Origin of the sequence: Achromobacter sp. Marseille-Q4954 (genome assembly GCF_943737025.1) — a bacterium.
Lineage (GTDB): Bacteria > Pseudomonadota > Gammaproteobacteria > Burkholderiales > Burkholderiaceae_B > Achromobacter > Achromobacter bronchisepticus_A.
The window spans coordinates 687,387-710,016 of record NZ_CALSFQ010000002.1 but is presented as its reverse complement, the minus strand read 5'-3'; the positions used below and the strand labels follow the sequence as shown (position 1 = coordinate 710,016).

Annotated in this window: 20 protein-coding genes; 13 read left to right on the top strand and 7 right to left on the bottom strand. The window is 67.1% G+C overall.

The window, feature by feature from the left end; all coding sequences use genetic code 11:
• The 9 genes from trbE (at position 1) to ilvA (ending at position 10,036) form a co-directional block, all read left to right on the top strand.
• Entirely contained in the window at positions 1-2,454 is a 2,454-nt protein-coding gene (trbE, locus tag NGK62_RS21270) for a conjugal transfer protein TrbE (protein WP_023093964.1), read from the top strand.
• Positions 2,451-3,176, top strand: coding sequence for a P-type conjugative transfer protein TrbJ (gene trbJ / locus NGK62_RS21265; protein WP_023093965.1), 726 nt, complete (start codon positions 2,451-2,453; stop codon positions 3,174-3,176). The genes trbE and trbJ overlap by 4 nt, the downstream gene beginning before the upstream one ends.
• 12 nt (positions 3,177-3,188) lie before the next feature.
• Complete coding sequence (locus NGK62_RS21260) at positions 3,189-3,509, top strand: hypothetical protein (protein ID WP_023093966.1); 321 nt, start codon at positions 3,189-3,191, stop codon at positions 3,507-3,509.
• Positions 3,506-4,885 (top strand): P-type conjugative transfer protein TrbL, encoded by a 1,380-nt coding sequence (trbL, locus tag NGK62_RS21255; RefSeq protein ID WP_023093967.1) that lies wholly within the window; start codon positions 3,506-3,508, stop codon positions 4,883-4,885. Before NGK62_RS21260 ends, trbL begins: the two co-directional genes overlap by 4 nt.
• Before the next feature lie 12 nt (positions 4,886-4,897).
• Positions 4,898-5,602 carry a conjugal transfer protein TrbF gene (gene trbF, locus NGK62_RS21250; protein ID WP_023093968.1) on the top strand — a complete coding sequence of 235 codons (705 nt, stop codon included), beginning with the start codon at positions 4,898-4,900 and terminating at the stop codon, positions 5,600-5,602.
• Positions 5,599-6,591 (top strand): P-type conjugative transfer protein TrbG, encoded by a 993-nt coding sequence (trbG, locus tag NGK62_RS21245; protein ID WP_023093969.1) that lies wholly within the window; start codon positions 5,599-5,601, stop codon positions 6,589-6,591. The genes trbF and trbG overlap by 4 nt, the downstream gene beginning before the upstream one ends.
• A gap of 2 nt (positions 6,592-6,593) precedes the next feature.
• The gene (locus NGK62_RS21240; protein ID WP_023093970.1) at positions 6,594-7,871 is read left to right on the top strand and encodes a TraB/TrbI/VirB10 family type IV secretion system protein; all 1,278 of its coding nucleotides are present in this window, start codon (positions 6,594-6,596) and stop codon (positions 7,869-7,871) included.
• Positions 7,868-8,113, top strand: a complete 246-nt coding sequence (locus tag NGK62_RS21235) for a DUF2274 domain-containing protein (RefSeq protein WP_023093971.1) — start codon at positions 7,868-7,870, stop codon at positions 8,111-8,113. The genes NGK62_RS21240 and NGK62_RS21235 overlap by 4 nt, the downstream gene beginning before the upstream one ends.
• A 336-nt stretch (positions 8,114-8,449) precedes the next feature.
• The gene (gene ilvA / locus NGK62_RS21230; RefSeq protein ID WP_118931990.1) at positions 8,450-10,036 is read left to right on the top strand and encodes a threonine ammonia-lyase, biosynthetic; all 1,587 of its coding nucleotides are present in this window, start codon (positions 8,450-8,452) and stop codon (positions 10,034-10,036) included.
• Positions 10,037-10,046: 10 nt separating this feature from the next.
• On the opposite strand, the gene NGK62_RS21225 is transcribed toward ilvA, so the two are convergent.
• Both NGK62_RS21225 and kdgD read right to left on the bottom strand, forming a co-directional pair.
• Positions 10,047-10,982: a hypothetical protein gene (locus NGK62_RS21225; protein ID WP_251880217.1), complete on the bottom strand. Its 936-nt coding sequence runs from the start codon at positions 10,980-10,982 to the stop codon at positions 10,047-10,049.
• Positions 10,983-11,041: 59 nt separating this feature from the next.
• Positions 11,042-11,956 (bottom strand): 5-dehydro-4-deoxyglucarate dehydratase, encoded by a 915-nt coding sequence (kdgD, locus tag NGK62_RS21220; protein ID WP_118931992.1) that lies wholly within the window; start codon positions 11,954-11,956, stop codon positions 11,042-11,044.
• Positions 11,957-12,261: 305 nt separating this feature from the next.
• Here kdgD and NGK62_RS21215 point away from each other — a divergent pair, with 305 nt between their 5' ends.
• The 3 genes from NGK62_RS21215 to NGK62_RS21205 all read left to right on the top strand — a co-directional run bounded on the left by NGK62_RS21215 (position 12,262) and on the right by NGK62_RS21205 (position 15,060).
• A complete protein-coding gene (locus tag NGK62_RS21215; RefSeq protein ID WP_251880215.1) occupies positions 12,262-13,242 on the top strand; it encodes a Bug family tripartite tricarboxylate transporter substrate binding protein in 981 nt (326 codons plus the stop codon).
• A 143-nt stretch (positions 13,243-13,385) separates the two neighbouring features.
• Positions 13,386-13,742 (top strand): hypothetical protein, encoded by a 357-nt coding sequence (locus NGK62_RS21210; RefSeq protein WP_251880213.1) that lies wholly within the window; start codon positions 13,386-13,388, stop codon positions 13,740-13,742.
• 160 nt (positions 13,743-13,902) lie between these two features.
• Positions 13,903-15,060, top strand: coding sequence for a Fic family protein (locus NGK62_RS21205; protein WP_251880211.1), 1,158 nt, complete (start codon positions 13,903-13,905; stop codon positions 15,058-15,060).
• Between the two features lie 64 nt (positions 15,061-15,124).
• Here NGK62_RS21205 and NGK62_RS21200 read toward each other — a convergent pair whose 3' ends face one another.
• On the bottom strand, positions 15,125-16,084 hold the full coding sequence (locus tag NGK62_RS21200; protein WP_118931994.1) for a LysR family transcriptional regulator: 960 nt from the start codon (positions 16,082-16,084) through the stop codon (positions 15,125-15,127).
• A 162-nt stretch (positions 16,085-16,246) separates the two neighbouring features.
• Here NGK62_RS21200 and NGK62_RS21195 point away from each other — a divergent pair, with 162 nt between their 5' ends.
• On the top strand, positions 16,247-17,953 hold the full coding sequence (locus NGK62_RS21195) for a thiamine pyrophosphate-dependent enzyme (protein ID WP_251880208.1): 1,707 nt from the start codon (positions 16,247-16,249) through the stop codon (positions 17,951-17,953).
• On the opposite strand, the gene NGK62_RS21190 is transcribed toward NGK62_RS21195, so the two are convergent.
• From NGK62_RS21190 to NGK62_RS21175, 4 genes are all read right to left on the bottom strand, one after another.
• On the bottom strand, positions 17,941-18,684 hold the full coding sequence (locus NGK62_RS21190; protein WP_059379738.1) for a class II aldolase/adducin family protein: 744 nt from the start codon (positions 18,682-18,684) through the stop codon (positions 17,941-17,943). The genes NGK62_RS21195 and NGK62_RS21190 overlap by 13 nt on opposite strands.
• 16 nt (positions 18,685-18,700) lie before the next feature.
• On the bottom strand, positions 18,701-19,693 hold the full coding sequence (locus NGK62_RS21185; RefSeq protein WP_251880206.1) for a Bug family tripartite tricarboxylate transporter substrate binding protein: 993 nt from the start codon (positions 19,691-19,693) through the stop codon (positions 18,701-18,703).
• Between the two features lie 187 nt (positions 19,694-19,880).
• Complete coding sequence (locus NGK62_RS21180) at positions 19,881-21,377, bottom strand: aldehyde dehydrogenase (RefSeq protein WP_251880204.1); 1,497 nt, start codon at positions 21,375-21,377, stop codon at positions 19,881-19,883.
• On the bottom strand, positions 21,374-22,624 hold the full coding sequence (locus NGK62_RS21175; protein WP_059379741.1) for a Zn-dependent hydrolase: 1,251 nt from the start codon (positions 22,622-22,624) through the stop codon (positions 21,374-21,376). The genes NGK62_RS21180 and NGK62_RS21175 overlap by 4 nt, the downstream gene beginning before the upstream one ends.
• Positions 22,625-22,630: the final 6 nt, after the last annotated feature.

The following is a 22,630-nucleotide window of genomic DNA, read 5'->3' as shown; positions in this document are numbered from 1 at the left end:
ATGCTGAACCTCGCCGAATACCGCCAGCGCCCGGCCTTGCTTGCTGACTGGCTGCCCTGGGCCGGACTGGTCGCACCGGGCGTCGTCTTGAACAAGGACGGCAGTTTCCAGCGCACAGCCCGGTTTCGTGGGCCCGACCTCGACAGTGCGACGCAAGGCGAACTGATCGCCACGTCGGCGCGCTTGAACAACGCCCTGCGCCGCATGGGATCGGGCTGGGCGCTGTTCATCGAAGCCGACCGCCGGGCCGCTGCCGACTATCCGCGCTCGGAGTTTCCCGAACCGCTTTCGTGGCTGGTGGAGGAAGAACGCCGGGCCGCCTTCGAGGAATCGGGCCATCACTTCGAGAGCGGCTATCACCTAACGCTGCTTTACCTGCCGCCGGAAGAATCCCGCGCCCGCGCAGCCAGGATGCTCTACGAGAACACGCCGACGAATGGTGTGGACTGGCGCGAGCGGCTGCAAGCCTTCGTCGCGGAAACGGATCGCGTCTTTGACCTGCTCGACGGCGTGATGCCGGAAATTGACTGGCTCGATGACGCGCAGACGCTGACCTACCTGCACGCGACCATCTCGACGCGGCGCTATCGCGTGGGCGTGCCCGAAGTGCCGTTCCACATCGACGCGCTGCTGACCGATTCCGCGCTGGTCGGCGGCCTGGCGCCCATGCTGGGCGACCAGCACCTGCGCGTGGTGTCGGTGCGCGGCTTCCCGACCTCGACCTGGCCAGGGATTCTGGACGACCTCAACCGCCTCGGTTTTGCGTACCGCTGGAGCACGCGCTTTCTCTGCCTCGACAAATCCGAGGCGGAACGGGAGTTGGGACGCCTGCGCCGCCAATGGTTCGCCAAGCGCAAGAACGTCATCGCGCTGCTGCGCGAAACGATCTTCCAGCAGGAAAGCCCGCTGGTCGATACCGACGCCAACAACAAGGCCGCCGATGCCGACGCTGCCTTGCAGGAGCTAGGCAGCGATCAAGTCGCCTTCGGCTATCTGACGGCGACCGTCACCGTCATGGACGAGGACGCTGCCGTCGCAGACGAGAAGCTGCGCATGGTGGAGCGCGTCATCCAGGGTCGGGGCTTCGTCACCATCCCTGAAACGCTCAATGCCGTGGATGCCTGGCTGTCTTCGATCCCCGGCAACGCCCACGCGAACGTGCGCCAGCCCATCGTTTCGACGCTGAACCTGGCGCACATGATGCCGGTGTCGGCGGTGTGGGCCGGGCCAGAGAAGAACGACCACCTCGACGGCCCGCCGCTGATCGTCACACGCACCGATGGCGCCACGCCGTTTCGCCTCGTGACGCACATCGGCGATGTGGGCCACACGCTGGTCGCGGGGCCGACTGGCATGGGCAAGTCGGTCTTGCTCGCCACGCTGGGGATGCAATTTCGCCGCTATCGCGGCTCGCGCATCGTCGCCTTCGACATGGGCCGCTCCATGCGGGCTGCGATCCTCGGCCTGGGCGGCGAACACTACGACCTGGGCACGGATGGCGAAATCGCTTTCCAACCACTCGCGCGTATCGACCGTGAGGGCTATCGCACGTGGGCCGCCGAATGGATCGAAGGCCGCTTGGTGCACGAAGGCGTGGCGGTCGGCCCCGACGAGAAGACAGCTATCTGGTCGGCGCTGGGAAGTCTCGCCGGTGCGCCGGTGGAGCAGCGCACGATGACGGGGGTCTCCGTGCTGTTGCAATCGAACACGCTGCGCCAGGCGCTGTCGCCTTATGTGCTAGGCGGTGCCCACGGCAAGCTGCTGGACGCCGACCATGACCGCCTCGGCATGGCCGACGTGCAGTGCTTCGAGATGGAGGAGCTGATGCACAGCAAGGCCGCCGTCATGGCCGTGCTGCATTACCTCTTTGCGCGCTTCGATGAACGCTTCGACGGTGCGCCCACGCTGCTGATCCTCGATGAAGCGTGGTTGTTCCTCGATGACCCGGTGTTTGCCGCGCGTATCCGCCAGTGGCTCAAGACGCTGCGCAAGAAGAACGTCAGCGTCATCTTCGCCACGCAGAGCCTTGCCGACATCAAGGATTCGAGCATCGCGCCCGCGATCATCGAAAGCTGCGCCAGTCGCATCTTCCTGCCGAACCCGCAGGCGACCGAACCGCAGATTCGCACGATCTACGAGGGCTTCGGCCTCAACAGGCGACAGATCGAAATCGTCGCAACCGCGCAGCCCAAGCGCGACTACTACTACCAATCCCGCCTCGGCAACCGCCTGTTCGACCTCGACCTGGGGCCGGCGGCGCTGGCGTTTGTGGGCGCTTCCACGCCGCAAGACCAGCGCGACATAGACCGCGTGCTGCTGGACGCCGGCGTGCCCGGCTTCGCGGGCGCCTGGCTGCGCCATCGCGGCCTCGATTGGGCGGCCGACCTGCTGCCCTCGTTCCCCGGCCTCGCGCCGGGTTCCCTCGCTGACCAACCCCTGGAGAATCTGCCATGAAGAAGCGTCTTATCGCCGCCGCCATCGCGGCCATGCTTTGCACCGCCACCGCCCATGCGCAATGGGTCGTGGTCGATCCCACCAACCTCGTGCAGAACACGCTGACCGCGATCCGCACGCTGGAGCAGATCAACAACCAGATCCAGCAGCTTCAGAACGAAGCGCAGATGCTGATGAACCAGGCGCGCAACCTCGCCAGCCTGCCGTCCAGCGTAGTGAACCAGTTGCGCGCCAATCTGGCGACGACCGAGCGGCTGATCGCGCAGGCCCGCGGCCTGGCCTACGACGTGACGAATCTGGATCGGGAGTTTGCGCGCCTGTATCCCGAGCAGTACGCCGCCACCGTCAGCGGCGACCAGATGTACCGCGATGCGCAGGAGCGTTGGCGGAACACGCTCAACGGCTTGCAGACCACGATGCAGATGCAGGCACAGGTGTCGCAGAACCTGGGCGAAGACGAAAGCGTGCTGGCTGACCTCGTGGGCAAGAGCCAGTCGGCCGAAGGCGCGCTCCAAGCCATGCAGGCCATGAACCAGTTGCTGGCCTTGCAGGCCAAGCAGTCGATCCAGTCGCAACGGCTCCAGATCACGCAGGATCGTGCGGCCTCGCTGGAACTGGCGCGGCAGGCGGCCGCCACCGAGCGAGCGCGCGAAGTGCGGCGGCGTTTCATCGGCGATGGCACGCCGTACACGCCGCAGCGCGTGGATTTCTACGGCAATTGACAGGAGGCCGCCATGCGATGCGTCCTTGTCCTGTGTGTCGCGCTGGTGGCCGCTTGCGGCGAGCAGCCGGCCGACCACCTTGCCGATGCCTTGGCCGCTGATCCCGTGCGGCTCAAGGCATTGCGCGCGCAATGCGCGGCCGACCGGCAGGCCACGGGCGAGGACGCTTGCCGCGCCGCTGCCGAAGCCTTCCGGCGGCGCTTCTTCTCCGGCCAGGCTGAGCCGGATGAATACCAGACCTTGGCCGACCTGCCGCCGATCCCGCCGAGCTTCGAGGAGCCGGCCGATGGCGTGGCTCCCGCAATGCCACCCGAACCGGAGGACACGCCATGAATGACGTGACCATCATCGACCAGTTCCTCAACACCTTCGCCGCCTATATCGACTCGGGTTTCGGGCTGCTGCGGGGCGAAGTGGCGTTCCTCACGGCTACGCTGATCGTCATCGACATGACGATCGCTGGACTGTATTGGGCCATGAGCCACGCCACCGGCCAAGGCGAGGACGTGATCGCCAAGCTGCTGCGCAAAGTGCTGTACGTCGGCGCCTTCGCCTACATCATCAACAACTTCAACTGGCTGGCGAGCATCGTCTTCCGCTCGTTCGCGGGATTGGGCATCACCGCCACCGGCTCTGCCATCACGATGGAGAACTTCTTGCAGCCTGGCCGGTTGGCGAAAACCGGCCTTGACGCGGGCGGGCCGATCTTCCTCCAGCTCGACGACATGATGGGATTTCCCGAGGTGTTCTTGAACCTCGATGCCATCTTGGTGCTGTTCCTCGCCTGGCTGGTCGTGGTGCTGTGCTTCTTCGTGCTGGCGATCCAGCTTTTCATCACGCTCATCGAGTTCAAGCTGACAACCCTCGCGGGCTTCGTGCTGGTGCCGTTCGCGCTTTGGAACAAGACCTCGTTCCTGGCCGAAAAGGTCTTGGGCAACGTGGTGGCCTCCGGCGTCAAGGTGTTGGTGCTGGCCGTGATCGTCGGTATCGGCTCGGGCCTGTTCACTCAGTTCCAAGTCCACCCCGATGAGCCGTCGCTCGACCACGCACTGGTCATCATGCTGGCCTCGCTCACTTTGCTGGCGCTGGGGATCTTCGGCCCTGGTATCGCCACGGGCCTAGTGTCCGGTGCGCCGCAGCTCGGCGCGGGCGCGATGGCAGGCGCTGCCATCGGTGCGGCCGGGACGGCGGTAGCTGTCGGTGCTGCCGCGACGGGTGTAGGCGGTGCCGTAGCCGCTGGCGCACGTATGGCACCGGCTGCCGCCAAGCTGGCCGGCGCTGGTGCGCGTGCGGCCACGTCGGCGGCTGGCAGTGCGAAATCGGCGTTCCAGGCCGGCTCCGCCGCCGCAGGCGGTGGTGCGAAAGGCGCAATGGCGGGCCTGGGCAACGTCGCCAAGACCGGCGCGCAGGCAGCCGAACGAGGCGCGGCATCCCGCGCCTCCGCTGCCGGGCAACGCATGGCCGCTCCCTTCCGCGCTGGCTGGAATGGCGCTGCTGCCGATGGCGGCGCGGCATCCGGTCAGGGTGGCGCAGGCGAGGCCACAGCCGGCGCGGCTACCGCCCAGAAGCAGGAACAGCCCGCTTGGGCCAAACGCCTGCACCGCCGCCAGCAACTCACCCATGCCGCGACCACCACCGCCCACACGCTACGCGGTGGCGATGGCGGCGGCTCCGGCCAGGGGCCGAGCCTGCGCGATTCCGATTCATAAGGAGAACTGACCATGCGATTCAAGAAACCGCAGGTGCGCTATGCCGACACGCCGCAGCCTGCCACGCCGTACCAAGCTGCCGGCCAGGTGTGGGACGAGCGCATCGGCTTGCCGCGCGTGCAGGCGAAGAACTGGCGCCTGATGGCCTTCGGCTGCCTAACGCTTGCGCTGCTGATGGCCGGCGGCCTGGTGTGGCGCTCGGCGCAATCCATCGTGACGCCCTACGTCGTGGAGGTGGACAACGCGGGCCAGGTACGCGCCGTGGGCGAAGCCGCCACGCCATACCGGCCCAACGATGCGCAGACCGCGCACCACATCGCGCGCTTCGTGACGCTGGTGCGCTCGCTGTCCATCGACCCCATCGTCGTCCGCCAGAACTGGCTCGACGCCTACGACTACACAACCGACAAGGGCGCGGCCGTGCTCAACGACTACGCACGGGTCAACGACCCGTTCGCGCGTATCGGCAAGGAGTCGGTAACGGTGCAGATCACCAGCGTCGTGCGCGCCAGCGACACGTCTTTCAACGTGCGCTGGACGGAACGCCGCTACGTCAACGGCGCCGCGGCGGGCTTGGAGCGGTGGACGGCCGTGGTGTCCATCGTGCTCCAGCCGCCGCGCACCGAAGAACGCTTGCGCAAGAACCCCCTGGGCATCTACGTCAACGGCCTGTCGTGGAGCCGCGAACTGGATTCTTCCGAAGGAGCCAAGCCATGAATGATCTTCTCCGTAAATCCGCCTTGCCGGTGATCCTGCTTGCCCTGGCGGGCTGCGCTACGCAGGGCAAGCCACCGCCGACCATCTCGCTCGATGAGCCGGTGCAGGCCCAGCCGCTACCCGAGCCATCCGCGCCGGTGGAGGTGGTGGCCGTGCCCGAGGTTCTGCCGATGCCGGCGCAGTTGAAGCCATTGCCCGAAGCCGAGGACGCCAAGCCCACGCCGGAGCCAGCCGACGAGAAGGTGCGCGTCTCACGGGCCAATGCCGAGGCGCGCGTCGCACCCACGCGCGAGGGATACGTCAACGCGATTCAGGTGTGGCCGTTCACCGATGGCGCGCTCTACCAAGTCTATGCAGCCGTGGGCCGCGTGACCGTGATTTCGCTCCAGCCGGGCGAGGAGCTGGTGACGGTGGCCGCTGGTGATACTGTGCGCTGGATCGTGGGCGATACGTCCAGCGGCAGCGGTGCCGACCTGCGCGTCAATGTGCTGGTCAAGCCGATCCGCTCGGGCCTCAAGACAAATCTCGTCATCACCACCAACCGCAGGACGTACCTGCTGGAGTTGGCTTCGACGGAAAAGACGTGGATGGCGTCGGCGTCCTGGGAGTATCCGCGCGACCGGATGCTGGCCTTGCAGCGCCGGGCGCAGGCGGCCAGCGCAGCCGCGCCGGTGGATTCCGGCTTGTCCTTGGAGAACCTGCGCTTCCGCTACGCGGTCAGCGGCAGTAATCCGTCGTGGAAGCCGCTGCGCGCCTTCGACGACGGTGCGAAGGTCTATATCCAGTTCCCCGTCGGCATCGCGCAAGGCGAGCTGCCGCCGCTGTTCGTGATCGGGCCGGAAGGCGACGGGCAACTGGTCAACTACCGTTTCCGCTCGCCGTATTACATCGTGGATCGGCTGTTCGGCGCGGCCGAACTTCGCCTGGGCGGAGACAAGGGCGACGTGGTGCGGATTGAGCGCACGGACGGCGTTGCGCGGAGGAACTGACCATGAGCCAGGACGACACCCCCGACCTTGCCACGCCGCAGGCGGGCAAGGTCGCGCCCGAAGCGGTGGCGCTGCGCGCCCAGCCGCGCCCGGTCACGCGCCTGAACCGGCGCACGCTGGCCATCCTTGTCGGCGGCCTGTCGGTCGCCGTGCTCGCGGCCACGATCTGGTCGCTGCAACCGCAGCGGCGCGGCACCAACGAGCAGACCGAGCTTTACAACGTCGATCGCGTCTCGAAGTCCGAAGGGCTGGATGCGCTGCCGACGGACTACTCGAAGCTGCCACCAGCCTTGCCGCCCGGTGTGCCCGAGCTGGGGCCGCCGTTGCCCGGCGACCTTGGCCCGGCCATCGTCGCTTCGCAGCAGCCGGTGACGCCGGGCTATTCGCCGCCAGGCCATGATCCCGAAGATGCCTTGCGTAAGGAGGCGGACGCGGCTGCGGCCTCGTCGGTGTTCTTCCGCTCGGGCGGCCAAGGGCAGACCGCCGCCACGGTCGCGCAGGCAGCGCCGGGGGCTGCAAGCACGCTTGCGGCCTTCGATCCGCTCGCTGCTGGGCCTGCCTCAACGGCGGCCCAGCCCGCCGACCCGACCGCCGTGCAGAACCGGCAAGACCAGAAAGAGGCGTTCCTGAAAGCCGGTTCTACGGAAACCCGCAATTCCGGGAATCTGGCGCTGCCCGCGTCGCCGTATCAGGTGATGGCCGGAACGGTGATCGCCGGTGCGCTAGTGACAGGCATCAAGTCGGACTTGCCGGGCGACGTGATCGGCACTGTGACGGAGCCGGTCTATGACACAGCCACCGGCAAGTTCCTGCTGATTCCGCAGGGGGCGCGCATCCTCGGGCGCTACAACAGCCAGGTCGGCTACGGACAGAGCCGCGTACAGGTGGTGTGGAACCGGATCATCCTGCCCGACACGTCCTCGCTGACGCTGGACAACCTTGTCGGCACCGACCCGGCCGGCTACGCGGGCTTGGAGGATGACGTGGACTGGCACTGGAACCGCATCTTTGCCGGTGCGGTGCTGACGACGCTGCTGGGCGTCGGCGCAGAACTGGCCGCGCCAGAGAACCGCCAGGACGGCAACCGCATCGTCATCGCCGGACGTGACAGCGCCCAGGACAGCATCAATCAGGTCGGCCAGGAAATCACCCGGCGCAACATGAACATCCAACCGACGCTGACCGAGCGGCCGGGCCTGCCGGTGCGGATCATCGTTAACCGGGATCTAGTGCTGCGGCCCTACCAGCCGCTGTTCTTCAATCGGGGAGCTTCGCAATGAACGCGACCAAGAAACTGCGGCTTGGGCCGCTGCCCAAGACCGAGAACGTCAAGCTTACCTTCGCGTGCCCGGCCAGCCTGAAAGCCGACCTCGACCGCTACGCCGCACTGCACGCGCAGGCGTATGGCGAGGCGGTCGATGCAGAGAAGTTGATCCCGCACATGCTGGAGGCGTTCATTGCCGGCGACCGGGGATTCAGGAAGGGAGGCGCGAGCAGGCCCGCACCGCCGAAGCCGAGCTGACAATGCACGGATACTTTGCCGACGCACCCTCGAACGCGCAGCCCAACGCTGCGCGTTCTTCGTTCTGGAGCGCCGCGACCGATTGGGCTATGATGGCCGAGCAAGCCTGCCGTCTGCTGGCAATCGCCCCGACGCAGTACGCTCCGGCTTTCTACCGCGACGCTCTTATGTGGCTCCTAGCCCACAAAGCCGCAGCCCCGCAAAGCGGCCCGAAGTAGAGCTAAACCCGTGTCCTGTATAAGCTTTCAAGCCCCCAGCGATTTTCACTGAGGGCTTGACACAGGCACTTTTTTGTGGCCGCCTCTGCCGGGCAAGCACACCGAAGCAGAGAGCCAGATGCACCACACCCCGCAAGCCAGCCAGCAAACCGCCGCGCCGACCGCATTCCAGGACGGCCGGGCCTCGCCGATGGAATACCTGAGGCAGATCCTGACCGCACGCATCTACGACATCGCCCGCGAAACCGAGCTGGATCGCGCCCGCGGCCTGTCGGCCCGGCTGGGTAACCCGGTCTACTTCAAGCGCGAGGACAACCAGCCGGTCTTTTCCTTCAAGGTGCGCGGCGCCTACAACAAGATGCGCAACACGCCGCAGGCGGCGCTGGACCGGGGCGTCATCACGGCGTCCGCCGGCAACCATGCGCAGGGCGTGGCGATCTCGGCGGCCAGGATGGGCGTGCGCGCCATCATCGTGGTGCCGCAGACCACGCCGCAGGTGAAGGTGGATGCGGTCAAGGCGCATGGCGGCCCCACGGTGACGGTGGTGCAGGCGGGCGATTCCTATAGCGATGCCTATGGCCACGCCCAGAAGCTGGCGAGCGCGCAGGACCTGACCTTCATTCCTGCCTTCGACGATCCCTATGTGATCGCCGGCCAGGGCACGGTGGGCATGGAGATCCTGCGCCAGCACGCGGGCCCCTTGCATGCCGTCTTCGTGCCGATCGGCGGCGGCGGACTGGCCGCGGGCGTGGCGACCTACATCAAGGCAGTGGACCCCGGCGTCAAGGTCATCGGCGTGCAGACCGAGGATTCCTGCGCCATGTCCCTGTCGATGCAGGTGGGCGAACGGGTCAACCTGCCCGAAGTGGGCCTGTTCTCGGATGGCACGGCGGTCAAGCTGGTGGGCGAGGAGACCTTCCGCCTGTGCCGCGAATACCTGGACGAGATCATCCTGGTGGATACGGACGCGGTCTGCGCGGCGATCAAGGACGTGTTCCTGGATACCCGCAGCGTGCTGGAGCCGGCGGGCGCGCTGGCGGTGGCCGGGCTGAAGAAGTATGTAGAGCGCGAAGGCGTGCAAGGCCTGCCCATGGTGGCGGTGACCTCGGGCGCGAACATGAACTTCGACCGCCTGCGCTTCGTCGCAGACCGCGCCGAGGTTGGCGAGGCGCGCGAGGCGGTCTTCGCCGTGACGGTGCCGGAAGAGCGCGGCAGCTTCCGCCGCTTCTGCAGCGTGATCGGTCAGCGCAGCGTGACGGAATTCAACTACCGCATCGCCGACGCGCGCACCGCCCACATCTTCGTCAGCATGCAGATCTCGCGGCGCGGCGACGCGGCGGAAATCATGACGGCGCTGCAGGAACAGGGTTTCTCCGTCGGCGACCTGAGCAACAACGAAGTGTCCAAGCAGCACATCCGCTACATGGTGGGCGGCCGCTCGCCGCTGGCGGCGGGCGAGCGCCTGTTCCGCTTCGAGTTTCCTGAGCGCCCCGGGGCGCTGATGAAGTTCCTGTCCGAGATGGCGCCCAACTGGAACATCAGCCTGTTCCATTACCGCAACCAGGGCACGGAGTTCAGCTCGGCCTTGGTCGGCATCCAGGCGCCGCTGGCGGACAGCGCGGCGCTGGACGCGTTCCTGCGGCAGCTGGGCTACGCCCATACCGAGGAAACCGGCAACGAGGCCTACCGCCAGTTCCTGATCTGAGCGGGCCAGGTCAACCGGGCGCGCAGCCGGGCTTGCGTGGCAGGGTCACGCCCGGCTGCAGGCGCAGCGCGGCGCGCCCCTGCGCCGCCTGCGTCAGCTGCAGGGTGGCGGCGCGCCAGGCCGGCACGTCGTCGAAGGCCACGTCGGGCGCGGTCGAGGACTTGGACTGCGCGTCCGGACGATCGAATTGGATCGCGGGCAGGCGCAGGCAGACATCCTTGAAATCCAGCCGGGCCAGTTCGCGCCCGTCGCTCATGCGCACCGCGCGGAACGCCATCGGAGTGTCCACGAACTTGGTGATGGCCGGCACGATCTGCAGATAGCCGTCGGCGTCCTTGACCCGCTTGGTGGGCTCGATCTCGACCGCGTCCCTGCCTGGCGGCACGGCCAGGTAGGCCACGCCGTCCGCCACGTCCAGCAGCTTGCCCGGCCCCAGGTTCAGGGCGGCGAGCGGCGCGTGGCGGATCATCACGGTTTCGTTCCAGGACGTCTGGACGCGCGTCCAGCCAGGCAGGCGCGCGTCCTCGAAGCGCGTGGTGGCGATGCGATCGCGCTCCGGCTTGGCCGACAAGGCCAGGCGCTGGACCCGCAGCGCGCCGTTGGTCGCGCTCAGCTGCGCCAGCACGGTATTGGCGCTGGAACTGGTGAAGTAGGCCAGCACGGCGTCCGTTTCCAAGGCCTTGGCGGTGGATGCGCAGAAGAACGCGCGGGCCTCGACGCTCTGGCCATCGGGATAGAGCAGGGCGCCGACGTCCTTGCCGCACAGCGGCTTGCCCTGGTAGGTGATGGTGGTGGCGCGGGTGGTCTGCCGCTGGCCGGTATTCCAGTCGCTGCGGCTGCCGGTGGTGGCTTCGACCACCAGGCCGTGGTTGTCGTAGACGACGGCCGCGCCCGCGGGCGCGGCAAGCATGCTGAGCAGAAACGCGAGGTTGCGTCGACGCGCCATAGGCTGACTCCCGGGTGTGGCTGGACCGGTCTATATATACCACCGCCCGGGAGGGCTCCTTACTGCGGGCCGAGCTTGCGGATGAGAGCGCCCAGCATCTCCAGTTCATCGGCCCGCAGGTCGGTCAGGGGCGCGCGCACCGGACCCGCGTCGCGGCCCACCAATTTGGCGCCGGCCTTGACGATGCTGACGGCATAGCCCGGGACGCGGTTGCGGATCTCGAGGTAAGGCAGGAAGAAATCGTCCAGCAGGCGATTGGTGGTGTCATGGTCGCCCGCGGCGATGGCGCGGTAGAACTCCATGGCGGTGCGCGGCACGAAATTGAACACGGCCGACGAATAGACCGGCACGCCCAGCGCGCGGTAGGCGGCGGCGTAGACCTCGGCCGTGGGCAGGCCGCCCAGGTAGGAAAAGCGGTCGCCCAGCTTGCGGCGGATGCGCACCATGGCTTCGATGTCGCCCACGCCGTCCTTGAAACCCACCAGGTTGGGGCAGCGTTCGGCCAGTTGCGCCAGGCTGTCGGCCGACAGGCGCGACTGCGCGCGGTTGTAGACGATGACGCCGATATCCACGGACTTGCAGACCTGTTCGACGTGCGCGGCGATGCCTGGTTGCGAGGCTTCGGTCAGGTAGTGGGGCAGCAGCAGTATGCCTTTGGCGCCCAGGCGCTCGGCCTCTTGCGCATAGGCGATGGCCGTGCGGGTCGGGCCGCCAGCGCCGGCCAGGATGGGGACCTTGCCCGCGCAGGTCTGCACCGCGGTGCGGATCACGTTCGCGTATTCCTCTGGCGCCAGCGAAAAGAACTCGCCCGTGCCGCCCGCGGCGAACAGGGCGGTCGCGCCGTAGGGGGCCAGCCATTCCAGGCGCTGCGCATAGCCCCTGGCGTTGAAGTCGCCGTTCTGGTCGAAATCGGTGACGGGAAAGGACAGCAACCCTTCCGAAACGATGTGCTTGAGTTCCTGCGGGGTGGTCATGTTGCGTTGATCCGTATGGGGGCGTCATCGAACGGCAGGAGTCTGCCGGTAGCCTGGTTAAGAGGTAAGTCATCGTACAACATGAAATGCCCGCTACTCAAGCAAAGGCCGCTGAGAAAATTGGATTTATAGGTGCATACCCGGTAGATGAATATTTCGCTTCCCAACAATAATTTCATAGTTGTACGATGACATAGGCAGAACATATGCGGCAGGCGCAGGCGCGCGCGGCGGCCAATCCGAAGAGGTTGTCCCGGAGAGCCCGGGCGCAGCGTCCGCCCGCAAGACATTCCAAAGGAGACTCCATGAACCCAAGCAAGAGACAGTTCCTGGGCGGCGCCGCGGCGCTTTGCCTGTCGCCGTGGCTACCGGCATGGGCGCAGCAGCCGGGCGACTGGCCGACGCGCGCGGTCCGGATCATCGTGCCTTACCCGCCCGGCGGCTCGTCGGACATCATCGCCCGCATCCTGGCGCCGCGCCTGGCCGATGCCCTGAAGCAGACCGTGGTGGTCGAGAACAAGCCCGGAGCCAATGGCAATCTGGGCGCAGGCCTGGTGGTGCAGTCCGCGCAAGAGGGCCATACCGTGCTCTTGTGCGACGTAGGGGCGCTGGCGATCAGCCCGTCCGTTTACACCAAACTGTCTTTCGATCCATCCACGGATTTGCGCGCGGTCGGCATGCTGGCCTATTCGCCGCACGTGCTGGCCGTGCATCCCGACGTGCCGGCCAAGACGGTGCCGGAACTGGTGGCCTTGTCCAAGCAACAGCGCCTGAACTTCGCCGTGACCGCCATCGGCAGCGCGCCGCACCTGGCTGCCGTCGCCGTGCAGCAGGCCACGGGGGCGAAATGGGAGTACGTGCCCTACAAGGGCGGTTCGCAGGCGGTGACGGACACCATAGGCGGGCAGACCCAGGTCATCATGAACGGGCTGCTGGCCACGCTGCCCCACATCAAGGCCGGCAAGCTGCGGCCGATCGCGATCTCCAAACGCGAGCGCATGCGGCTGGTTCCCGACATTCCCACCATTTCTGAACAGGGCGTGGCCGGCTTCGAGTCCGGCACCTGGCAGGGGGTGATGGCGCCCGTGACCACGGCCGATCCCGTCGCCATCCGCTTGTCGGAACTGATGGCGCAAATCGTCAACCAGCCGGACGTGAAGGCGCAGCTGAACGAACAGGGCGCCGAAATCGTTACCCGCAATCCCGCCGAACTGGCGCAGTTCTTCAACAGCGAGCGCGCGCGCTGGGCCTCGGTAGTGAAAAGCGCGGATATCCGGCTGGATTGACGCCGGGCCTGTCTGGACAGGCCCTCAGGCGCGGGGGCACACTGGAATCATCCCGCGCCCGCCCAGGCCCCGGCGCGACGCGGGGCCGGGCCGAGGGACGCTATGCGGCGCCCGGCCGCAGACCAGGGGCAGGGCACGCAGCCATGAAAATCCTTGGTGCAGTCGCGCTGCTGGCGGCCGCCTGGGGGCAAGCCGTCGCGCAAGGCGCCGGACCCGCCATTCCCCAACCTCCGCCTTCGGCCCGCGTCATTCCCGATGCCTGCGTTGGGGCTTCCTGTCCCCGGCTGGTCAATCCGGGCGCTACCCAGGAACCCTGCCTGGGCACCGGTTGCGCCACCGCCGGCAGGCCGCCCGGCCCGCCCGCGCCGCCTTCCAGCGGACCGAGCCGCCAGCCCGGCTGGGTAAGCCCTGCGCCGTCCCGCCTGCCGCCGATGCCGGCGCAGCGCGGCGTGCCGACGGGGCCGCTGACGCCCGCGCCCCCGTTGCCGGTACCGCGTTGATGTTTCCGGATCGCGCCATCATGGCGGCAGAAAAAACGGTAGAAAAAAGGGTGGAAAGAGCGGAATTTAAAGTGCTTGATTTAGCAATTCATACACCAATTATTTAACAATATTAGTCGGTTAGAATGCGGGGAATCGGAAAAAAAACCGGAAATAATATATGTATGATTCTCCGCAACAGTTCCTACCCTTGATGCCCGCTGTGCACATGCTCGTCCCGTACTTGGAACGAGCAGCCAGCATCGTGTATCGGGCCGCCGAGCTGAGCGGATTTGCACATCCCAACACCCGGGGGGCGCTGCAGGATCTGCTTCGCAGCATGAATTCGTATTACAGCAACGGGATCGCGGGGCAGGGCACGTCGCCCAGGAACATCGATGCAGCCCTGCGTCAGGAGTTCTCGGACCGCCCGGAAATCGCGCGGCTGCAGCGCATTGCCGTGGCCCATATGGACGCGGAAAGAGAAGTTGAAGAGCAGGCGGCGCGGGTTTCGCCGTTGAATGCGGATTTCGTCCAGATCGCCCACCGTGCGCTATACGGACGCTTGGAGTCCCATGACCGGACAACCAAGGACGGGCTGGTCGTGGAACCGGGAACACTGCGGGAGATCGACGTCACGGTTGGCCGCCATAGCCCGCCAGCCTGGCAGTCATTGCCACAATTCATGGAGGCCTTTACCTCTCATTACGGCAGGCAATGGACCAACGAACTCCGCTTGATCGCCATCGCTTGCGCGCATCAACGCATGGCCTGGATGCATCCGTTTGCGGATGGCAATGGTCGGGCCACGCGACTGCAAACGCATGCCGCCATGTGGCCTGTCACCAGGGGACTTTGGTCCGTCAATCGTGGATTGGCGCGTGGGGTGCAGGATTACCACGGTCATCTGGCCGCTGCGGACGCGCCGCGTCAAGACGATCTTGACGGCCGGGGCAACCTTACGCAAACAGGTTTGCTGCTATGGATCGACTACTTCCTGCGCGTGTGCGAAGAGCAGGTTGACTATATGTCCCGCATGCTGGCGCTGAACTCGATGAAGGAAAAGATCAAGGCGTCCGTTCTGATTGAAACCGCGAAAGGACGGCTGCGCGCAGAGGCTGCCTTGCCGATCTACCACCTGTTCGCGGCGGGGCCGGCCACGCGGGGCGAGTTCATTCAGATGACTGGCCTGGGCGAACGCACGGGCAGGTCCTTGCTGGCGGCCGCCTTGAAATGCGGATTGGTTGCCTCCGACACCTCCCACGCGCCCGTCAGATTCGCCTTTCCGCTGGACTCGCTGCCGATTCTGCTGCCGGCGCTCTACGGCGCTGAAGAGTAGGCGCGGGCAGTTCCGGATTGGGCCTGCGCGTCAGGGCCGGGCTGAAACGCAGCGGCCGCCAAGCTCACGCGGACACGGCGCGCGCATCCGCCATCCGCATATACGAGCGGTAAGGCTCCGCCTCAACCATGTCCCGCAGCAATTCACGCAGAATGTCCTGCACGATTTTCACCGCCTGCGTCAGCGGCCGGTTCGATGCGGTGGCCAGCATCAGGCGGGTGGACAGGGCGGGATTGACGATCCTGCGGGCGACGAGCTGGCCGCTGTTCAATTCGCCCACTACCGCGGGCAGGGCCAGCACCGTGTGGGCCAGACCGTTCAACACGATTTCCTTCATCAGTTCCAGCGCGTCCATTTCGAACACGACGTTCAAGGGCGCGTCGGCCTGCGCGGCCGCCTGCTCCAGCGTGCGGCGCAGGCCGTGGCTGCGCGTGGGCAGCGCCAGGGGCAGATCAACCAACTGGGCGAAGTCGATGGAGGACAAGGCCCGCGCGGCGGGCGACAGGTTCTGTACGGGCGATACCAGCGCCAGGTCCAGCTCGGCCAGGGGATCGACCACCACATGCTGGGAACGCCGCGCGTCATGCAGCACCGCGATGTCGACGCGGGCGTTGGCCAGCCATTCATGCACGTAGCCGCTATAGCCCGTGATGACGTTGAGCTGGATGCGCGGATGGCGCTTCCAGACTGCCGCCACCAGCGGCATGCCGACCATGTGGGATAGCGTGGGCGTCAGGCCCAGCGTGACCTGGCCGGAGGGCGACTTCTGCTCGTCGTGGAATTCGGTCACGACCCGCGCCATCTGCGCGAGCAAGGGGCGCAGGCTATCCAGCAGCTTCTCGCCTTCCGGGGTCAAGGACACGCCGCGGCCATTGCGGTAGAGCAGGGCGCAGCCGCATTCGTCTTCCAGCTTCCTGACTTGGCGGCCCAGCGCCGATTGCGCGATGCCCAGCACCGAAGCGGCCTTGGAGAAGCTGCCCGAGTCGGCCACGTGGATCAGGTTTTCGATCTTGCGCAGGTCCATCGCGATGTCTCGCCGCCGGCGCTTGCGGGCGGCTCCTCCTTGTGTGCGTTTTTTGTATATCTGATAGGCACAGTATGCCTACATGGCCCGCCGCCAGCCACCCTAGAATTCCTGCGTATCAGACCCGCGCCTGCGCGCTAGCCCCTAGGTTTACGGCCATCCATGACACCTGCTTCCGAACTGAACACGTCTTCCCACGCCTTGCTCGGGGTCTTCGCCCGCAACGGCATCGACCGCGTCTTCCTGGTTCCCGGCGAAAGCTATCTGGGCGTGCTCGACGCCTTGCATGATTTCCCGGGCATCGATGCGGTGACCTGCAGGCACGAAGGCGGCGCGAGCTTCATGGCTTGCGCCGACGGGCGGCTGACGGGCCGCCCTGGGGTGGTCATGGTGTCGAGGGGGCCGGGCGCGGCGAATGCGGCCATCGGCGTGCATGCCGCGCAGCAGGACGGCGTGCCGCTGATCCTGCTGATCGGCCAAGTCCCGTGCAAGGACCTGCGCAAGGAGGCCTTCCAGGAAATCGATTACCAGAAGATGTTCGGTTCCATCGCCAAATGGGTGCACGAGGTGGCGGCGCCGGAGGACGTGGCCTGCGCCGCATTCAAGGCGCTGCGCGTCGCAACTTCGGGCACGCCGGGGCCGGTGGTGCTGGTGGTGCCGGAAGACGTGCAGCAGGCGCGCGTGCCGCAACCGGATTGGGTCGCGCAGCCGGCCAGTCCGGCGCAGCCCGTGCCCGCCACGTTGCAGCGGCTGCAGGCGTCGTTGGACGCAGCCCACAAGCCGCTCATCATCGCCGGTGGCGCATTCAATGCGCCGGGCGGCCGCGACGCCTTGCGCCAATTGGCCGAACGGCACGGCATACCGGTGGCGGTATCGTTCCGCCAGCATGACATCTTTCCCAATACGCACCCGCTCTACGCGGGCGACCTGGACCTGGCGACGCAGCCCGCGCAGGTCGCGGCGTTCGATTCCAGCGATCTCATTCTGGCCCTGGGTACGCGCCTGGGCGATATCACCACGCAGGGCTACACGTTCCCCGGCTACCCGCGGCCTTCGCAGACGCTGGTGCATTGCCACGTCGACGCCCATATCGTGAACCAGCATTTCGCGGCCGACGTCGGCATCGTCGCCGATCCGGTGGCCACCGCGCAGGCGTTGGCGGCTCTGCCTGCGACGGGAAGCGCGGCGCGCGGCGATTGGGCGGCGTCCTTGCGCGCCATCCGAGAACGCTCCGCCGCCTGGCCGGATCCAAAAGCCGATGATGGCGTGCCCTTCGTGTCGGTGGTGCGAGCGCTGGCCGAACAGGCGCCGCCGGACGTCATGGTGTGCCTGGACGCGGGCACCTTCGCCGCGCCGGTGTACCGCCATTTTCCCTTCGTCTACCCGCAACGGCTGATGGCCTCGCAGTCGGGCGCGATGGGGTACGGCACGCCGGCGGCGATTGCCTCGCAGTTGCGCCATCCGCAAAGCAAGGTCGTGTGCCTGGTGGGCGACGGCGGCTTCCTGATGACCGGCAATGAAATGATGGCCGCCGCCGAGCGCGGACTGCCGGTGCTCTTCATCGTGTCCAACAACAATTGCTATGGCTCCATCCGCCTGCATCAGGCGCGCACCTATCCCGGGCGGTATGCGGGCACCAATCTCGCCAGTCCCGATTTCACGATGATGGCGCGCGCCTGCGGCATGCAGGCCGAGTACGTCACCCATCCGGACCAGGTGGCCGCGGCCATCGCGCGCGGGCTGGGTTCGGCCGTTCCGTACTTCCTGGAGGTCAAGACCAGCCTCGCGGCGATCCTGCCGGAAGGCGCGGACAGCGCGGCCGGCATCGACCTCCTGGGGCGGGCCCAGGCAAGGACTCAGTCGCGATAGCCGGGATCCTTCCTGTCCATCAGGCGCAGCATGGCCGGCCATTCCAGTTCGCCGAAGGGGCGGCGCGTGGTCGGCTGGTACAGGTGCCAGGTCTTCTCGATCACTTCCGGCGGCGGGACGCAGAGTTCGCGGTTGGCGGCCAGGGCATCCACCTGCGCCTTGCAGGCCATCTCCAGCCAGTACAGCGTATTGAATGCCTGCGCGATGCTGGGGCCGGCGGCCAGCAGGCCGTGGTTGCGCAGGATCATCGCCTCGGATTGGCCCAGGTCCGCCACCAGGCGCGCGCGCTCATCCAGGTCCAAGGCCACGCTTTCGTAATCGTGGTAAGGAATCTTGGCGAAGCGCATGGCGGTCTGCGTCAGCGGCAGCAAGCCGCATTGCAGCGCCGACACCGCCATGCCGGCGCGCGTATGCGTATGGATGACGCATTGCACGTCGTGGCGGGCGCCGTGCACGGCGCTGTGGATGACGTAGCCGGCCGCATTGATGCCGTACTCGCCCGGATTGTCCAGCACGTTCCCGTCCAGATCTATCCTGACCAGGCTGGATGCGGTGATCTCGTCATACATCATGCCGTAGGGGTTGATGAGCAGATGTCCCTCCGGGCCAGGGATGCGCGCGGTGATGTGGTTGTAGATGAGATCGCTCATGCCGAAGTGGGACACCAGCCGGTAGCAGGCGGCCAGTTGAATGCGGGTGTCACGCTCAGCGGGGCTCATGGTGCTATGCATGGTTCGGGTCTCCGGTTCAGTCGCTGGCTTTGACGTTGAAATCGCGGACTACCTTGCCCCACGATTCGTATTCGGATTTCATCAACGCGCCGAACTCGGCGGGCGTGGCGGTGGTGCGGACCTGGGCGCCCAGGTCCGCCAGCTTGTCGCGCACGGCCGGATCCGCCAGCACGGCGTTGACCTCGGCGGCAAGCTTCTGCTGGATCCCGGGCGGGATGCCGGCGGGCGCGATCAGGCCCAGCCAGGCGCCCATGTCGAAGCCGGGGTATCCCTGTTCGGCGACGGTGGGCACGTCCGGCAGGCTCGCGACCCGTTGCGGCGTGCTGACGGCGATAGCTTTCAGGCGCCCGGCTTTCACCAGCGCCAGCGAGGACACCATGGTGTCGAAGGTGGCGTAGGTGCGCCCGCCCACGATGTCGGTCTGCGCCTGGCTGCTGCCCTTGTAAGGCACGTGGATCATGCTGGCGCCGGCCTTGGCCAGCAGCACCGAGGTCACCAGGTGGCTGGTGGTGCCCACGCCTGTGGTGGCGTAGGTGTAGTGGTTCGGTTTGGTCTTTACGGCCGCGAGAAAGTCCTGCAGGTTGTTGGCCGGATTGTCCGGACTGACGACGAACAGATAGGGCAGCCAGGTCAGCAGGCCGATGGGCGCGAAATCCTTTCGCGCGTCGTAGTTCAGGTTGGGATAGACGTGCGGGTTGATGGCTTGCGGCGCGGATGCGCCGATCATGAGCGTATAGCCGTCGGGCTTGGCCCGCGCGCCCAGGCCGGCGGCGATGGAGCCGCCCGCGCCGGGCTTGTTCTCGACGATGAACTGCTGGCCCAGGCGCTGCGCCAGGCGGTCGCCGACCATGCGGGCGACGGTGTCGGTGGCCGTGCCGGGCGGAAATCCGACCAGGATGGTGACGGGTTTGGAGGGATAAGGGGCTTGCGCCCAGGCCGGCCCGGCCGCGGTCCAGGCCAAAACGCCCAGCATGGCTGCCAGCGCGGCTCGCCTTGTCGCATTGCGCATCGTAGTCTCCAGTCATTTTTCTGATGGCGGGAGAGCGCCTGCGCCTGCCCGCAACGGAACCGCGGTGGGCAGCCCGTCGCTGTTCAAGGTCGCACAAGGGGCCACCGCCTTCAATGGCACTGGCGGCCAAGCAGATAACGCGAAATGGCAAGGATGGCGGACGCCGCGCAGGCGTCCGCCCCGGGGATCAAGCCGTCAGGCTGATCCAGGTGGTCTTCAGGTCGCTGTACTTGTCCAGCGCATGCAGCGACTTGTCGCGGCCGAAGCCCGATTGCTTGACGCCACCGAATGGCACGGTGATGTCGCCGTCGGCGTAGCAGTTGACCCAGACCAGGCCCGCGCGCAGGCGGCGCGAGAGGCGGTGGGCGCGCGACAGGTTGGAGGTCCAGAGTCCGGCGCCCAGGCCGTAGATCGAGTCGTTGGCCAGCCGCACCGCGTCGTCTTCCGTGGCGAAGCGCTGCGCGGCCAGCACCGGGCCGAAGATCTCCTCGCGCACCAGGCTGTTGTCCTGGCCGGCGCAATCGAAGATGGTCGGTTCGATGTAGTAGCCGCCCGTGTCGCCGCGGGCCTGGCGGCCGCCCATGCGCAGGCGCGCGCCCTCGGCGGAGCCCGCTTCGATGCGGGCCAGCACGCCGCGCATCTGGCGTTCGTCGACCATGGCGCCCATGGCGGTGGCGGGGTCCAGAGGATCGCCCGGCTGCAGTGCGGCGGCGTAGTCCGCGACCTTGGCCATGAAGGCGTCGTAGATGCCGTCCTGCACGTACAGGCGCGAACCCGCGATGCAGACTTCGCCCTGGTTGGAGAAGATGGCCAGCGCCGCGGCCTGGGCGGCGCGGTCCAGGTCGGGGCAATCCTCGAACACGATGTGGGGAGACTTGCCGCCGCACTCCAGCCACACGCGCTTCAGGTTCGATTGTCCCGAGTACTCCATGAAGCGCTTGCCGGTGGCGGTCGAACCGGTGAAGGCGATGCAGTCCACGTCGGGATGCAGGCCCAGCGCCTGGCCGGCCTGCGCGCCCAGCCCGGGCACCACGCTGAAGACGCCGGCGGGAATGCCGGCTTGCTCGGCCAGGGCCGCCAGCCGGATGGCCGACAGCGAGGCCTGTTCAGCAGGCTTGAGGATGACGCTGTTGCCGGCCGCCAGGGCCGGTGCGACTTTCCAGGCGGCCATCATCAGCGGATAGTTCCACGGCACCACCGCCGCGACCACGCCCAGCGCTTCGCGCGTGATGGTGGCCAGCGCGTCCGGGCCGGTGGGGGCGATCTCGTCGTAGATCTTGTCGATGGCTTCGGCGTACCAGGCGTAGCAGCGCGCCGTCTCCGGCACGTCGAAGGCCAGCGCATCGCGGATCGGCTTGCCCATGTCCAGCGTTTCCAGCAGCGCGAGTTCCTCGCGGTGCTCATCGATCAGCGCGGCCAGGCGCAGCAGATGCTGCTTGCGCTGGCGCGGCGCCAGGCCGCTCCAGACGCCAGCCTCGAAGGCGCGGCGGGCGGCCTGCACGGCGCGGTCCACGTCGGCCGCGCCGCAAGACGCCACGTCGGCCAGCTTGCGCCCGTCTATCGGGCTGGTGGCGGGGAAGGTGGCGCCATCGGCCGCGCCGCAATAGGCGCCATCGATGTAGGCCTGGCCGTTGAAAGCGAGCGCGGCGGCGCGGGCGCGCCAGTAGGCGGCGTCCTGGCTCATGAGCGGACCTCCTGGGCGTTGGCGCGCGCCACCATGGCGTCGAGCAGCACATTGCAGCCGGCTTCCAGGTCAGCGGGCTTGGCGTCCTCGATCTCGTTGTGGCTGACGCCGTCCTTGCAGGGCACGAAGATCATGGCGGTGGGGGTGACGGCGGCCATGTAGACCGCGTCATGGCCGGCGCCGGTGACGATGTCCATGGCGGCCAGGCCGCGGCGCGCGGCGCCGTCGCGCACCTTGCCCACCAGGTCCGGGTCGAACGGGGTGGGCGGGAAATACTGCACGTGCTTCACGTCCACTTCCACGTTGTGGCGCTGGGCGATTTCGGCGCAGACTTCGTGCCAGCGCTGGTCCATGCGGGTGAGCGTGGCTTCGTCCTCGTGACGCAGGTCCGCCGTGAAGCGCACCTGGCCCGGGATGACGTTGCGCGAACCGGGGTGCGCGTAGATCTCGCCCACGGTGCCGCGGCCATGCGGCTGGTTGCCGTTGGCAATGTCCACCACCGCCTGCAGCAGGAAGCTGGCGGCATACAGCGCGTCGCGGCGGATCGGCATGGGGGTGGGGCCGGCATGCATTTCCATGCCGGTCACGGTCACGTCGTACCAGCGCAGGCCGAGCGATCCGGTCACCACGCCGACCACCTTTTCCTCGTGCTCCAGGATCGGGCCCTGTTCGATGTGGGCCTCGAAGTACGCGCCCACCGGACGGCCGCCCACGGGGTCCGTGCCGGCATAGCCGATGGCGGCCAGCTCGTCGGCCACCGACTTGCCGTCGCGGTCGGTGGCGGACAGCGCCACTTCCAGCGGGAACTTGCCGGCGAATACGCCCGAACCCATCATCACGGGCACGAAGCGCGAGCCTTCCTCGTTGGTCCAGATGGCCACTTCCAGCGGCGCTTCCGTGACCACGCCATGGTCGTTCAGGCTGCGCATGACCTCCAGGCCCGCCAGCACGCCGTAGCAGCCGTCGAACTTGCCGCCGGTCGGCTGCGTGTCGATATGGCTGCCGGTCATGACCGGCGGCAGGTCATTGTTGCGGCCGGCGCGGCGGGCGAAAATGTTGCCCACCTGGTCCACGCGCAGCGTCATGCCGGCATCGCGCATCCAGCCGGTGACCAGGTCGCGGCCCTGGCCGTCCAGCGCGGTCAGCGCCAGGCGGCAGTTGCCGCCCTTGGCGGTGGCGCCGATCTGCGCCAGGTCCATCAGCGACTGCCACAGCCGCTGTCCGTTGATCGAGATAGTCGTCGTCATGGTGGA

Coding starts and splice junctions, on each gene's coding strand:
- trbE (WP_023093964.1), top strand. CDS start 1: ATGCTGAACCTCGCCGAATACCGCCAGCGCCCGGCCTTGCTTGCTGAC.
- trbJ (WP_023093965.1), top strand. CDS start 2,451: ATGAAGAAGCGTCTTATCGCCGCCGCCATCGCGGCCATGCTTTGCACC.
- NGK62_RS21260 (WP_023093966.1), top strand. CDS start 3,189: ATGCGATGCGTCCTTGTCCTGTGTGTCGCGCTGGTGGCCGCTTGCGGC.
- trbL (WP_023093967.1), top strand. CDS start 3,506: ATGAATGACGTGACCATCATCGACCAGTTCCTCAACACCTTCGCCGCC.
- trbF (WP_023093968.1), top strand. CDS start 4,898: ATGCGATTCAAGAAACCGCAGGTGCGCTATGCCGACACGCCGCAGCCT.
- trbG (WP_023093969.1), top strand. CDS start 5,599: ATGAATGATCTTCTCCGTAAATCCGCCTTGCCGGTGATCCTGCTTGCC.
- NGK62_RS21240 (WP_023093970.1), top strand. CDS start 6,594: ATGAGCCAGGACGACACCCCCGACCTTGCCACGCCGCAGGCGGGCAAG.
- NGK62_RS21235 (WP_023093971.1), top strand. CDS start 7,868: ATGAACGCGACCAAGAAACTGCGGCTTGGGCCGCTGCCCAAGACCGAG.
- ilvA (WP_118931990.1), top strand. CDS start 8,450: ATGCACCACACCCCGCAAGCCAGCCAGCAAACCGCCGCGCCGACCGCA.
- NGK62_RS21225 (WP_251880217.1), bottom strand. CDS start 10,982: ATGGCGCGTCGACGCAACCTCGCGTTTCTGCTCAGCATGCTTGCCGCG.
- kdgD (WP_118931992.1), bottom strand. CDS start 11,956: ATGACCACCCCGCAGGAACTCAAGCACATCGTTTCGGAAGGGTTGCTG.
- NGK62_RS21215 (WP_251880215.1), top strand. CDS start 12,262: ATGAACCCAAGCAAGAGACAGTTCCTGGGCGGCGCCGCGGCGCTTTGC.
- NGK62_RS21210 (WP_251880213.1), top strand. CDS start 13,386: ATGAAAATCCTTGGTGCAGTCGCGCTGCTGGCGGCCGCCTGGGGGCAA.
- NGK62_RS21205 (WP_251880211.1), top strand. CDS start 13,903: ATGTATGATTCTCCGCAACAGTTCCTACCCTTGATGCCCGCTGTGCAC.
- NGK62_RS21200 (WP_118931994.1), bottom strand. CDS start 16,084: ATGGACCTGCGCAAGATCGAAAACCTGATCCACGTGGCCGACTCGGGC.
- NGK62_RS21195 (WP_251880208.1), top strand. CDS start 16,247: ATGACACCTGCTTCCGAACTGAACACGTCTTCCCACGCCTTGCTCGGG.
- NGK62_RS21190 (WP_059379738.1), bottom strand. CDS start 18,684: ATGCATAGCACCATGAGCCCCGCTGAGCGTGACACCCGCATTCAACTG.
- NGK62_RS21185 (WP_251880206.1), bottom strand. CDS start 19,693: ATGCGCAATGCGACAAGGCGAGCCGCGCTGGCAGCCATGCTGGGCGTT.
- NGK62_RS21180 (WP_251880204.1), bottom strand. CDS start 21,377: ATGAGCCAGGACGCCGCCTACTGGCGCGCCCGCGCCGCCGCGCTCGCT.
- NGK62_RS21175 (WP_059379741.1), bottom strand. CDS start 22,624: ATGACGACGACTATCTCGATCAACGGACAGCGGCTGTGGCAGTCGCTG.